This window comes from Lacinutrix venerupis, assembly GCF_001971745.1.
In the GTDB taxonomy this organism is placed as follows: Bacteria; Bacteroidota; Bacteroidia; order Flavobacteriales; family Flavobacteriaceae; genus Lacinutrix; species Lacinutrix venerupis.
The window spans coordinates 1,293,992-1,307,704 of sequence record NZ_CP019352.1 but is presented as its reverse complement, the minus strand read 5'-3'; the positions used below and the strand labels follow the sequence as shown (position 1 = coordinate 1,307,704).

12 protein-coding genes are annotated in these 13,713 nt (G+C 31.0%); 3 read left to right on the top strand and 9 right to left on the bottom strand.

The features are described 5' to 3' along the window. Window positions 1-2 precede the first annotated feature (2 nt). From BWR22_RS05920 to mnmA, 6 genes are all read right to left on the bottom strand, one after another. Window positions 3-581 carry a phosphatase PAP2 family protein gene (locus BWR22_RS05920; protein ID WP_076732532.1) on the bottom strand — a complete coding sequence of 193 codons (579 nt, stop codon included), beginning with the start codon at window positions 579-581 and terminating at the stop codon, window positions 3-5. A 72-nt stretch (window positions 582-653) separates the two neighbouring features. Beyond that, window positions 654-881, bottom strand: coding sequence for a hypothetical protein (locus BWR22_RS05915; RefSeq protein WP_076732530.1), 228 nt, complete (start codon window positions 879-881; stop codon window positions 654-656). 12 nt (window positions 882-893) lie between these two features. Beyond that, on the bottom strand, window positions 894-2,285 hold the full coding sequence (locus BWR22_RS05910) for an MATE family efflux transporter (protein WP_076732527.1): 1,392 nt from the start codon (window positions 2,283-2,285) through the stop codon (window positions 894-896). A 146-nt stretch (window positions 2,286-2,431) separates the two neighbouring features. Next, window positions 2,432-3,373, bottom strand: a complete 942-nt coding sequence (locus BWR22_RS05905; RefSeq protein ID WP_076732524.1) for an NAD(P)H-dependent flavin oxidoreductase — start codon at window positions 3,371-3,373, stop codon at window positions 2,432-2,434. Between the two features lie 49 nt (window positions 3,374-3,422). Beyond that, window positions 3,423-5,042, bottom strand: a complete 1,620-nt coding sequence (locus tag BWR22_RS05900) for a S8 family serine peptidase (protein WP_076732521.1) — start codon at window positions 5,040-5,042, stop codon at window positions 3,423-3,425. Window positions 5,043-5,066: 24 nt separating this feature from the next. Then, entirely contained in the window at window positions 5,067-6,257 is a 1,191-nt protein-coding gene (gene mnmA / locus BWR22_RS05895) for a tRNA 2-thiouridine(34) synthase MnmA (protein WP_076732518.1), read from the bottom strand. A 228-nt stretch (window positions 6,258-6,485) separates the two neighbouring features. Between mnmA and BWR22_RS05890 the strand changes: the two genes are divergently transcribed. Further along, window positions 6,486-7,472 carry a fasciclin domain-containing protein gene (locus BWR22_RS05890; protein ID WP_076732515.1) on the top strand — a complete coding sequence of 329 codons (987 nt, stop codon included), beginning with the start codon at window positions 6,486-6,488 and terminating at the stop codon, window positions 7,470-7,472. Between the two features lie 112 nt (window positions 7,473-7,584). Here the strand turns inward: BWR22_RS05890 and BWR22_RS05885 are convergent, their stop codons facing one another. The 3 genes from BWR22_RS05885 to BWR22_RS05875 form a co-directional block, all read right to left on the bottom strand. Next, complete coding sequence (locus tag BWR22_RS05885; protein WP_076732513.1) at window positions 7,585-8,286, bottom strand: toxin-antitoxin system YwqK family antitoxin; 702 nt, start codon at window positions 8,284-8,286, stop codon at window positions 7,585-7,587. 146 nt (window positions 8,287-8,432) lie between these two features. Further along, window positions 8,433-10,337 carry a membrane protein insertase YidC gene (yidC, locus tag BWR22_RS05880; protein WP_076732511.1) on the bottom strand — a complete coding sequence of 635 codons (1,905 nt, stop codon included), beginning with the start codon at window positions 10,335-10,337 and terminating at the stop codon, window positions 8,433-8,435. Window positions 10,338-10,450: 113 nt separating this feature from the next. Further along, entirely contained in the window at window positions 10,451-12,067 is a 1,617-nt protein-coding gene (locus BWR22_RS05875; RefSeq protein ID WP_076732508.1) for a CTP synthase, read from the bottom strand. 360 nt (window positions 12,068-12,427) lie between these two features. Between BWR22_RS05875 and BWR22_RS05870 the strand changes: the two genes are divergently transcribed. Beyond that, window positions 12,428-13,069 (top strand): hypothetical protein, encoded by a 642-nt coding sequence (locus BWR22_RS05870; RefSeq protein WP_156875577.1) that lies wholly within the window; start codon window positions 12,428-12,430, stop codon window positions 13,067-13,069. A gap of 165 nt (window positions 13,070-13,234) precedes the next feature. Beyond that, window positions 13,235-13,681 (top strand): KTSC domain-containing protein, encoded by a 447-nt coding sequence (locus tag BWR22_RS05865; protein WP_076732504.1) that lies wholly within the window; start codon window positions 13,235-13,237, stop codon window positions 13,679-13,681. The last annotated feature ends 32 nt before the right edge of the window (window positions 13,682-13,713 follow it).

The following is a 13,713-nucleotide window of genomic DNA, read 5'->3' as shown; positions in this document are numbered from 1 at the left end:
AATTATACTTTATTATAAATAAAACGCTGCTGAAGATATTTATCTAATCTATAAAATGCGTAACCAGATAAACCACCAAATACAAAACCACTTAATACATCTAGTGGGAAATGTACACCAATGTATATACGGCTGTAACCCATAAACAATGCCCAAATAAGCATAAAATAGATTAAATATTTATACTTATCTTTTAATAATATTCCTGTAAATATAGCTACTGCCATAGCATTGCTTGCATGTCCGGAAAAATAACCAAATTGTCCACCACAATAAGATTTAACTAAACGCATACTGTCTATTAATTTAGCATTATGGCACGGTCTTAATCTGCCAACACCAGATTTAAATAAGTTTGCAACTTGATCTGTAAACGTAATCATAAACACAATAACAATTAATGTAAGTATAAACATTTTACTGTTTAATCTTCTATACATTAAATACACTAAAAGAGCATAAAAAGGAATCCAGTGAAATTTAGCGGTATAAGCCATCCAAAAAGCATCCCAATATACATTACCTAAACTGTTTAGGTATAAAAATAGTTCGTGATCTAATTCTACTAATTGTTCTAACATTTGTTATTTATTCTATTAAGCTGAAGAGATTGCAGTATAGTTTCTTCGTTTTATTTAAGCAATACCGTTATTTTATTCTTCGTAACGCGCTACTTCTCTATCGTAAAAAGCGGTTGCTTCTTTAATCATGTTTTCGGTTTCCATTTCCAATTCCTTTTGGTCATGCTGATCGAAATCTTCTAACCACTCCACTTCATCATCTTCAAGATTAATAATAAACATAGGGAATTCTGTGTGGATTACAAAAATTGCGTTGGGAAAATCGGTATTATCGCCTAATATAAATTTTGGAAGTGTCATTATAGTTTGTCTTTATTTATTTGTTATTAGTCTGTTAGACAAAATTAGTTTTTTTGTAAGATAGTTAAATCTTAAATACAATAAAATTGAAGCAGTTGTTAAACCGGCTAATAAGCCTAACCATATCCCAAAACTTGCATAAGCCTCTTCTTTACCTAAAAACCAACTAATAGGAAAACCTACTAGCCAATAAGAAATAAAGGTTATTATGGTTGGTATTTTTACGTCTTGTAAACCTCTTAAAGCTCCCAAAACAACAACTTGAATACTGTCGCTTATTTGAAAAACTGCTGCTGCTAATAATAATTGTGACGCTATAGACACAACTTCCATATTGTCATTAAAGTTAATGGCATCATCAAAATCTACATAAATTCTTGGTAAATAATCATGAAACAAAGCAAATATTAATGCAAAACCAACAGCAAAAAGAGTTCCTAAAAGAAATAATGAAAAAGCAATACGGCGTAACTCGTGATATTTTTTTAATCCTTTTTGATTTCCAACTCTAATCATTGAAGCTACACTTAATCCCATTGCAACCATAAACGTCATAGAACTTAGGTTTAAAGCTATTTGGTTTGCTGCTTGAGGATTTTTACCTAACAAGCCACTTAACCAAATAGCCGCAGTAAAAATAGCTACTTCAAAAAACATTTGCATAGCACTTGGTGTACCTAAACTTATTATTTTTTTAAGCATTAATTTATCTAAAACAAATAGTTTTATATTGGTTACAAAATCCTTCGATTTGTCTTTTTTCTTGAGCAAATACCATAAATACCATAACATAATAAATCTTGATGCTAAAGTACCATAAGCTGCACCTACAATACCTAACTCTGGAAAACCAAATTTTCCAAAAATAAATAAATAGTTAAGTACCACATTTACAACATTACCAATAATGGTTGCATACATAGGATACTTGGTCATAGACAAGCCATCACTAAATTGCTTAAAAGCTTGAAAAATAATTAATGGAATTAAAGAAAATGCAACCAAATCTAAATATGGTAATGCTAATTCTACAACCTCAACAGGCTGTTTCATTAAATACATTAATGGTTTTGCAAAAAATACAAGTAGAAATAATAAAATACCTAAAACCGAACATAAAAAGATACCATGTTTTAATGCTGATTTTCCTCCTGCAAAATCCTTTGCTGAATCTGCTTCTGCAACTAATGGTGTAATGGCTGTACTAAAACCAATTCCTAACGACATAGCAATAAACATAAAACTGTTTCCAAGCGACACCGCAGCTAATTCTGCAGTACCCAATTGCCCAACCATAATATTATCTATAAAGCTTACAAAGGTATGGCCAAGCATACCCAACATTACTGGTGCCGCCAGCTGCCAGTTGTATTTAAATTCTTTAGTGTAGTTGCTTAAAACCATTTGGCAAAAGTACTGCTTAGGTTTTGGTTTTTGAAGATAATTTTAAAAAGATTAACTTGATGTTTCTACCAAATAAAATCGCTTAGGCATATTATACATTAAGATAATATTAATAACACAATAATAAACGTGTATTTACATAATAATTAAAGTGCCACAACATTTGTTTTTGCTTCTTCAAATTCAGCAATCATTTCTTCCACAATTGTTGCAACCGGTTTTATATCGTGTATTAATCCTGCAATTTGTCCAATTTCTAATTCTCCGTCTTCAAGATCACCTTCAAACATACCTCGTTTAGCTCGTGCTCTACCTAATAATTCTTTAAGCTGTTCTGGTGCAGGCGCTGTTTTATAAAGTTCTTGTAAATCGTTATAAAACTTATTTTTTACTAAACGTACAGGTGCTAATTCTTTTAAAGTTAATTGTGTATCACCTTCCTTTGCATCTACCACAACTTGTTTAAAAGCCTGATGCGCACTAGACTCTTCACTAGCAACAAAACGACTTCCTACCTGCACAGCGTCTGCTCCTAAAACCATACAAGCTAGCATAGCTCTTCCTGTAGCTATACCTCCAGCCGCTATTAAAGGAATTTGCAACTGCTCACGTACCATTGGTATTAATGTTAAGGTTGTAGTTTCGTCTCGACCATTATGACCTCCTGCTTCAAAACCTTCGGCAACAATAGCATCTACTCCAGCCTCTTGAGCCTTTAAAGCAAACTTTACACTACTTACAACATGTACTACTGTAATACCTTTGTCTTGCAACCATTTAGTCCAAGTTTTTGGGTTTCCTGCAGAAGTAAATACAATCTTTACGCCTTCCTCTACAATAATATCCATAATCTCTGTAATATTAGGATATAGCATTGGCACGTTTACACCAAAAGGTTTATTTGTAGCTTTTTTACATTTTTGAATATGCTCTCGTAACACATCTGGGTACATACTTCCTGCTCCAATTAAACCAAGAATTCCTGCATTACTTGAAGCTGATGCTAATTTCCATCCTGAGTTCCAAATCATTCCTGCTTGAATAATTGGATATTTTATATTGAATAGCGTAGTTATTTTATTTTTCAATGGAATTGTTTTATTTTTTTAATTTCTAGATTTTTTTTAATCGAACACACTAATTAACAACTAACTTTAATGTTTTAGCTAAACCTGCAGCTTCAACTTTTAAAAGGTAAACTCCTTTAGAAAAAGAACTCACATTAACTTTGTTGTTAGTTTGAGAAATAGCGCTTTCTAATACTTTTTTTCCTATAACATCATACAAAGTTATTTGTCCTGTTTCGTAAGCGGTTGGTAATTTTATAAATAAGTTATTTTTAACAGGATTTGGATACACTATTAAATCTGTAGTTGTTTCTGGAAAATCTTGCACGGATAATCCTTGAGCTAAAGCCAACGATAAATCTGGAATACCATAACCTAAAAAATAATCTGGATTGTTATATTGTGATGCTGTTTCTCGAACCAATTGCATAATTTCGGCATTAGTAAAATCTGGTAATGCCTGCCATAAACAAACTATACCGCCTGCCATAATTGGTGAACTAAAAGAAGTGCCATTTGCTGTTGATATTGCACCACTTTGACTAATAACATAACTCCCTTGTCCTTGTGCGGCAACATCTGGTTTTTGTGTTAACTGTATAGCACTACCTTGCGAACTAAAGCTTGCATAATTCTCATTACTATCTACAGCTGCAATAGTAAAACTTCCTGGTGCATCACCTGGAGCACTTACTCCATTTGCTCCCGAATTTCCTGCAGAAGTAACCATAAGCATACCTTTTTCGAAAGCAATATTCGCTCCTTTAGAAATATATGTTGTTAAACCATCTAAATCGGCATCGGTATGAGAGTAGTTAGTATTATCATAGTCTTTATAACCTAACGATGTATTTACAACATCTACACCTAAGCTATCTGCACGTTCTACTGCTTCTACCCAATAACTTTCTTCAACCGGATTTTCATTTGGTGCATGTTCTGTAATAAACAAATAATACTCAGCATCTGGTGCTGTACCTACAAAATCATTTTCTATATAACCTACCATATCACTAAGCACTAAAGTACCGTGATTACTGGATGTATTATTATAGACATCTATATCTCTATTTACAAAATCGTAAGTCCCTAAAATATGAGAAGAATCTCTTACACGCTGAAATCCAGCTATAACATCTACTCCTGGAAATCCTGAATCTATAACAGCAACCGTCATTCCTGTTCCTGTATAATCTGAAATATGTAACTGGTCTCCATTAAACATTTGAATTTGGTTTAATGCGTTTCCATAATCAAAAATAACTTGTGCGTTTTCCGTTTTAAAACTTGAAGCTGGTGAACTTGTATTAGTATTTTCTGTTCTAGCGTTTAAACTATCGTCTGCAAAAATAATTTCATCTACAAAAGCTAAATTTTCTAAAGCATTAATATCTGTTTCTAATCCTCGAACATGAACAGCATTAAACCATTTAGATTTAGCTAACACCGTAATTCCTGTTTGAGTTTTTAATTGTGAAATGTAATTTTCGTTTACTGGCACATCTCGTTCATCTATAGGAATATTATGTGCCGCTTTTCGATCAATTGCTTTTTGAGTAAGTATAGAAATTGGGTTTGCTATAGAAGTTTGAACATTTTCTTTATCTAATAAATATACCCATGCATCTTCTTGGGCTAAACTATTTAGTTGAAATAATAAAAAAACGAAACATACAATATTTCTAAACATAACAGAAGGTTTATTTACTGCAAGTTAAGAAATTACACCTGAACCAACTAATTCGTCTTCTAAATACCAAGCTACAAATTGACCTTCGGTAATTGCAGATTGTAAATTTTCAAATTCTACATACATTCCAGACTCTACCTTATGCAATATGGCATTTTCTAAAGGTTGTCTATACCTAATTCGTGCTAAAACTTTTAATGTTTCGTCGGTTTTTAACATTAAATCTGGTCTTATCCAGTGTAACTCTTCGTTAGAAACATATAATGCTTTTTTATAAAGACCAGGATGGCCTTTACCTTGTCCTGTATAAATTACATTCTCTTTTACATCTGTATCTATAACAAATAAAGGCTCAACTTTTCCGCCAACAGAAAGGCCTTTACGTTGTCCCTTTGTAAAATAATGTGCTCCTTGATGCTTTCCAACTATTTCGCCATCTGAAATGGAATACTCTGCTTTTCTGCTTAAATATTGAAGTTCTTCGGTTTTAGATTTAAAAGAGGTTTGAGTTGTTTTGTAATGAAAATTATCTTTAGGAATTTCTACTATAACACCATCTTTTGGTTTTAATTGTTGTTGAAGAAAATCTGGCAATCTTACTTTACCTATAAAACAAAGACCTTGTGAATCTTTTTTGTCTGCTGTAATTAAATCGGCTTGTTTAGCAATTTCACGTACTTCACTTTTTTGTAACTCTCCAATTGGAAATAATGCTTTTGCTAATTGATCTTGAGATAATTGGCATAAAAAATAAGATTGATCTTTATTATTATCTTTTCCAGAGAGTAATTGATATACCTGCTCTCCGTTATTCTCTATGGTTCCTTTTCTGCAATAATGTCCAGTAGCAACGTAATCTGCTCCAAGATCTAAAGCTATTTTCATAAAAACATCGAATTTTATTTCTCTGTTACATAATACGTCTGGGTTTGGTGTACGTCCTTTTTCGTATTCGTTAAACATGTAATCTACAATGCGCTCTTTATATTGCTCACTTAAGTCTACCGTTTGAAACGGAATACCTAATTTTTCGGCAACAAGCATTGCATCATTACTATCGTCTAGCCATGGACACTCATCTGAAATGGTTACAGAATCGTCATGCCAGTTTTTCATAAAAAGACCTATAACCTCATAACCTTGCTCCTTTAACAAATAGGCTGCAACACTAGAATCTACACCACCTGAAAGTCCTACAATTACTCTTTTTTTCATATTATTTTTTCTGCAAAAGCAGTGATATTATTTATAACATTTAGGCATTAATTTACCGTTTGCAAAGATACAAGATTTTAATTTTTTATTACTTATAATAAAAATTTTCAAAGCATGACTTTATTTTTGTTTAATCTTTTTAAAAATACATTTAACAAATATTTTACATATTTTGTTTAATGTTTTTATATTTTTGATAAACAAAACAACAAATAAAATATAATTATTATGAAAAATCTAAAGAAAATCTCTCTTGCTTTATTAGCAATTACATTATTTTGGTCTTGTAGTGATGATGATGACGCGACATCTACAGTACCTGTAACACAACCATTAAACATTGTAGAAACTGCACAAGCTACACCAAGTCTAAGTGTTTTAGTTGATGCAGTTATACAAGCCGGATTAGTTGATGCTTTATCTGCAGATGGAGAAAGAACTGTTTTTGCTCCAACAAATGCCGCATTTACATCTTTTTTACAAGCTAAAGGTTTTTCTTCTTTATCTGAAGTGCCTAACGATGTACTTACACAAATATTATTAAACCACGTTATTGCGGATTCCAATATAACATCTACTGCATTAGCAAATTCTACAGGTTATGCAACTACTATGGCTAGCGGACCAAATAACAGCAATTTAAGTATATTTTATAATGGTAATTCTGGAGTACAATTAAATGGAGTTGCATCTGTTACCACTGCAGATGTTTCTACTACTAACGGTATTGTACATATTGTAGACGAAGTTATAGACTTACCAACTGTAACTACTTTTGCCGTAGCAGACCCGAATTTTGATACGCTTCAAGAAGCTTTAACAACACTAACGCCACAAACAGATTTTGCCAGCATTCTTGCAAGAACTGAAAATAATGCAGATAATATTAATCCAGATTTTACTGTTTTTGCTCCTACAAACGATGCTTTTAGCGATATAACAATTCCTACAGACGAAACAGTATTAACAAATATTTTATTACACCATGTAATTTCTGGTGCCAACGTAAGATCTACAGATTTAACACCTAATGGAGATACAACAGCTCCTAGTCTTGAAGGAGATAATATTACTGTTACACTTCCTGGAACAGGAAGTAATATTGCAGATGTAACAGATGGATCTGGAAATACAGATATTGGTATTATTGCAGTAGATGTTCAAGCAACTAATGGTGTAATACATGCCGTGAACAAAGTATTATTACCTATGTAAATGATATAGTATTTTAATATGAGGCATAAAAAAAACGTTAGATAGATTAATAGCAAGAGTTCTTAATATTAAAATCAAAAGCGCTTAGATAATTATCTAAGCGCTTATTTTTTTACTTTTTCTTATATGGATTTTTACTACGTCTTGTAAAATCTTGCTCTTTTATAAGTTTACCATTTTTATAGAATTTCCAAATGCCGTGTCGTCTATCTTTTTGGTAGACACCTTCTTGTTCTATATTTCCCTTTGTATCGTATATTTTTGCAGGCCCATGTAATTCTCCATTTTTATAATTAAAAACTTTTAAAAGTTTTCCCGACTCTGAGTACCATTTGGATTCTCCATCTACAATACCAGAATTATAATTTTCTTGTTTTGCTAATTGACCACTTAAATAATACGTTTTCTTTAAACCTTCTAGTTTACCTTTAGTATCGTAAAACTCCTCCGTCATGACGACTTTAGATTTGTTGTGGTAATAAACCCATTTTCCTACAAAGGTTTTGCCTCTCATTTTTCCTTCGCTTATTAAATGCTTGGTAGATGAGAAAAATTTTACATCGGCTAAATCACTTGTTTCACTAAATGTTCTGGTTGCAGTTAAAACAGGTTGGTTTTCAATATTTTTATAAAACTTAAATGTTCCAACTTCTTTACCGTGGTTAAATTTACCTTCATAGCGCAATACTTTTGTTCCTTCAAAGTTTTTTTTCCAAACACCATGACGATTACCATCTGCATCCATTTGATTAATATTTTGTGCAGATAAGGTAAATGAGACTAATGCTAATATTAGCAACAAAATTCTATTCATTTTTATATTTTATTTTTTTTGCATCCTTTTAAATAAAGGAGTAAATATACATACGGTTAACGTATTTTTCTTTTTCTAATTGTATAAAACAAAAAAAGCTGCCAAACTTAATATTGTATGGCAGCTTTTATAAAAATTTAATAATATTATTTTTTATTACGTTTTTGAGCTTGTTTTTGCTGCTCTGCCTGTTCCATCATTTCTTTCATTTTTTTCTGGAATTTACTTTCTTTTTTAGGCTTTGCTTTTTGCTCTTGAATTTTAGCATGAATTTTATCTTCATCTAAAATAAAGTTTTTGATAACTATTAATATACCAATACTAATTAAGTTAGATATAAAATAATATAAACTTAATCCTGATGCATATTTATTAAAGAATACCATCATCATTATTGGCGCAAAATAAATCATGTACTTCATCATTTTTGCCATATCTGGCATACCTTCTTGTTGTGGTGCAGACATTTGCTGTTGTCCTGTTGTCATTTTCATATAAAAGAAAATTGCTATAGCTGCTAAGATTGGGAATAAACTTATGTGATCTCCGTAAATAGGAATATCGAAAGGTAATTTTGCAATAATATCGTAAGATGATAAATCGTCTGCCCAAAGAAACTTTTTCTGTCTTAAAGCAAAAGCTGTTGGGAAAAACATAAATAAAGCATAGAAAACTGGCATTTGTATTAATGCTGGTAAACATCCCGCCATTGGGCTTGCACCTGCTTTATTTTGTAGCGCCATAGTTTCTTGTTGCGCTTTCATTTTATTGTTTTTATGTTTTTCGCGAATAGCATCTAATTCTGGCTTAAGAATTTTCATTTTCATTTGCGATAAATATTGCTTGTATTGCACAAAAGACATCGCTAATTTAATAAGCACCGTCATTACAATAATTGCAATACCAAATGGTAAAAATGAGCTTAAAAAGCCAAATAATGGTATAAATAAATATTCGTTAATCCAGCCAAAAAGTCCCCAACCAAGAGGAATACTTTCTTCTAAGTTTTTATCGTAAGGTTTTAAAACTGTACTGTCTGTTGGGCCGTAAAAAAGACCAAAGTTTTGGTTTAATTCATTTCCTTGTAATGCTAAGGTTGTTTTTGCACCAAATGTTTTTGTAAATAAAGTATCTATTGTCTCTTCTTCTACTAAGTCTTTAGAAGTTAACATTACAGATTTTAATGGCTTATCGGCCACTAAAATAGAACTAAAGAAATGCTGTCTAAACGATAACCAATCTAAGTCTTCTACCGTTTCTTCATCTTCACCAGATTGCGATAGTTTGTCTATATTGCCTCCATCATGCTGATAAGTTAAACGTGTATAACGGTTTTCGTAACTTATACTTTGATCGTGACGTTTACTTGTTTGTTCCCAATTTAAATTAATGTCTTGAGATCCATTGATTACATTACTTAATCCTTGAGATTTAATTGTGAAATCTATCATGTAATCGTTAGGTTTGATTACATACAAGTATTCTAAAAACTTAGTTTCAGACACTTTTAATTTCATAGAAACTAAAGTGTTTTCTCCGTTTTTAGTTACATTAGATTGAAACGGTAAATCTTTAGTATTTAATATTCGGCTATCTGTTGTTCCAAAATTAATGTTGAAACTTGCATTATTATCTTTTACTAAATAAATTGGAATAGAATCGAAATCTACAAACTTATTAAGCTTTACTTCAGATAAATGTCCACCTCTTTTAGAGAATGTTAAATCTAAAACACCATTGTTTACAGTAACATCTTCAGAATTTAATCCGGCTCCATATGCAAATGCTCCAAATTTATTTTGGTTTGCTATTTGTTGTAATGAATCTCCTAATGTTTCGTTAGAGAAATCGTCTGCTGTTGTTACTTTAGTATTATCGTTGGCGGCAGCTTCTTTTGCTTTTTTATCTGCTTCAATTTGCTCTTGTTTTGCTTTTTCTTCAGCAGCAATTTCTTCTGGTGATGGCTGGTTTTGCCACATCATGAATAATAAAATACCAAATATAAGTACAAAACCTATAATCGATTTTACATCTAATTTTTTTTCTTCCATATTACTTAAGCTATCTCAAAATAGTTGAGATATAATCTAGTTAGTTTTTTAAAAAGTATATTTTGGACTCTTCAAAAAGTAATCCGTTATTTAATTTATGCCAAACTGACACTTTATTTATTTGTTTTATGCTTTAAGGCTGCAGCTACAAAAGCCACAAAAAGTGGATGCGGGTTTGCAACTGTACTTTTATATTCTGGATGGTATTGTACGCCAACAAACCAAGGATGACTAGGAATCTCTACAATTTCTACAAGACCTGTTTCAGGATTTAAACCTGTAGCAATCATACCTTTAGCTTCTATTTGAGATTTATAGTCACTGTTAAACTCATAACGGTGTCTGTGACGTTCTTTTATAACATCTGTATTGTATAGTTTTCCTACAATACTGTCTTCTTTTAATTTACAATCCCAAGCTCCTAAACGCATAGTCCCACCTTTGTCTGTAATGTTTTTTTGCTCTTCCATTAAATTAATAACAGGATTAGGTGTTTGCTCATCCATTTCTGTAGAATTTGCGTCTTTTAAACCTAATACATTTCTAGCAAACTCAATAACTGCCATTTGCATACCCAAACAAATACCTAAAAACGGAATATTATTTTCTCTTACATACCTAACGGCATCTATTTTACCTTCAATACCACGCTCTCCAAATCCTGGTGCTACTAAAACACCGTCTAAATGAGATAACATGGCTTTTGCATTTTCACCATTTAAATATTCAGAATGTACAGATTCTATAGTAACATTTACTTCTTTTTCTGCACCTGCATGAATAAAGGCTTCTAATATTGATTTGTATGAATCCTGAAGTTCTACATATTTACCAATTAAACCAATGGTAACTTCAGATTTTGGATTTTTATGTCTTTTTAAAAATTCATTCCATTGTGTTAAATCTGGAGTATGGCTTTCTAAACCTAATTTTCTTAAAACAACAGTATCTAACCCTTCTTCTAGCATTAAATTTGGCACATCGTAAATTGTAGATGCATCTATAGATTGCATTACAGAATCTGGTGTTACATTACAAAAACGTGCTAATTTATGGCGAATATCTTGAGACAATTCATGCTCTGTTCTACATACTAAAATATCTGCCTGTACACCACTTTCCATTAGTGTTTTTACACTATGCTGTGTTGGCTTTGTTTTTAATTCTCCTGCAGCAGCTAAATATGGAATTAAGGTTAAATGGATAGATAAAGTATTATTCTCTCCTAATTCCCATTTTAATTGTCTTACACTTTCTACGTAAGGTAAAGACTCGATATCACCAACGGTTCCTCCAAGCTCTGTAATAACAATATCGTAATCTCCAGAACGTCCTAAAAGTTGAATTCTGCGTTTAATTTCGTCTGTTATATGTGGTATTACTTGTACAGTTTTACCTAAAAACTCACCTCTACGTTCCTTATCTATTACACTTTGATATATACGACCTGTTGTAACATTATTAGCCTGACTTGTAGGTACATTTAAAAAACGCTCGTAGTGACCAAGATCTAAATCTGTTTCTGCACCATCATCTGTAACATAGCATTCGCCATGCTCGTATGGATTAAGTGTTCCAGGATCTATATTAATGTATGGATCTAATTTTTGAATTGTGGTTCTATAACCTTGTGCCTGAAGAAGCTTTGCTAAAGATGCTGCTATAATACCCTTTCCAAGTGAAGAAGTTACTCCTCCGGTTACAAATATGTATTTTGTTGAATTTGCCATAGTGCGTTGTTAAACGCGAGCAAATTTACGATATTTTATGAGAATGTTTAAGGTTTAAACTTTTATTTTAGAATGAATTTATTCTTAAATGTTAACCATTTTTATTATAAAACATTAAGTACATAAACAATGTACTGTGAAACTTCTTAATGAAACATAAAGTAAACAATATATATTGTCTCTAAAAAGAAACATTAAGAATATATAAAAAGCGTTTGGCCAAAAATGTATAAAATCATTTTTTAACTAAACGCTTAGTTTTTTAGTACAATAAACGTTGCCTTAAAAAAAATACGCGAACTTCAAATTTAATTTTACCTTTACATAAAACATTAAAAATCTTACCATTATAATTTTAAAATGATAAAACAAAAAAATTACTTGATTGTTATTTGTTTATTAATTTCATTGTTTAGTTTAAAAGCATATTCCCAAATTAAAAAATCTAATAATGAACTTTGGATTGATTTTAAAAACTCGGCTCACAAAATAGGATTTTGTATTTATCATGTAAAACAAGAAGTTTGTAAAGAGCATTTGCTAATAAAAAATGAATTAAAAAAAGTTAGTAAACAAGAATCTGATTCTGACATTTATTATTTTTTATTAAATCCTAAATGGGCAAAAAAGAGGCTTATTGATTACTCGGAAAATAATGACTCTAAACCAGAAGATTTTTTAATACTATTTGATATTGACCAGAATTCTTTTAAAAAATTATACGATTCTACTAAAACATCAAATTCGTATAAAATGTTTTCTATTCTTAACCTAAACGACAAATTTGAATTTAAAACACATAGAGAAACAAATTCTAACATAATATTTTATATTTCTTCAAGCAGAACAAATTCAATTTTAAGTAATACAATGTGGAGAGAATTTATGAGCAATAGACTTGGTCGATTAGATTCAAAAATTGAAATTTCAATAACTGGAGTTAATGCGCTAAATGATTATCGCTATTTTAAAAATTCATTTTTGACTTTTATTGAAAAATAAAAACAATAAACTGTATAATTTCTTTGCCTGTACTTAGACTATAAACATAGTTTAAAATAAAAGTTTAAACTCCTAAACCACCTCAAAATAAAACTTCTACAAATAAATGCATTCAAAATCCAAAACAAAAGAGTACTTTCGCGCAAAAATTAGAATTGCATTATTATGAAGCGCATAAACGAGTATAAAAAGTTATTTGAAGTTGAAGGACAGCCAACACTTAGCGAACTTAAAAAAAAGTACAGAAATCTTGTAAAGGAATGGCATCCAGATAAATTTCAAGATAATGATGCTAAAGCAGAAGAGGCTGAAATTATGAGCCGTAAAGTTATTGATGGCTACCATTTTTTAGTAAGTATTGCTCCTGAAACTAAAGCTGCTAATTTAGAAGAATATAATACCACAATCTCTACTCCTATTATGGATTGGAAACACAAAGGATTGCTTTTAGAGGTTACTTTTTTAGATGGTAACACTTACGAGTACTTTGGTGTAAACAAAGCGTTATATATTAAATTTGCTCAAAGCGATAAGCAAACACGTTTTGCAAAACGTAGTATTTTTAACTCTTTTACTTACAGAAAAATAAAGAAACAAGATGTTGTTGCTTAATTAAAAGTAATTGCTTAATCTCATAAAAAAAG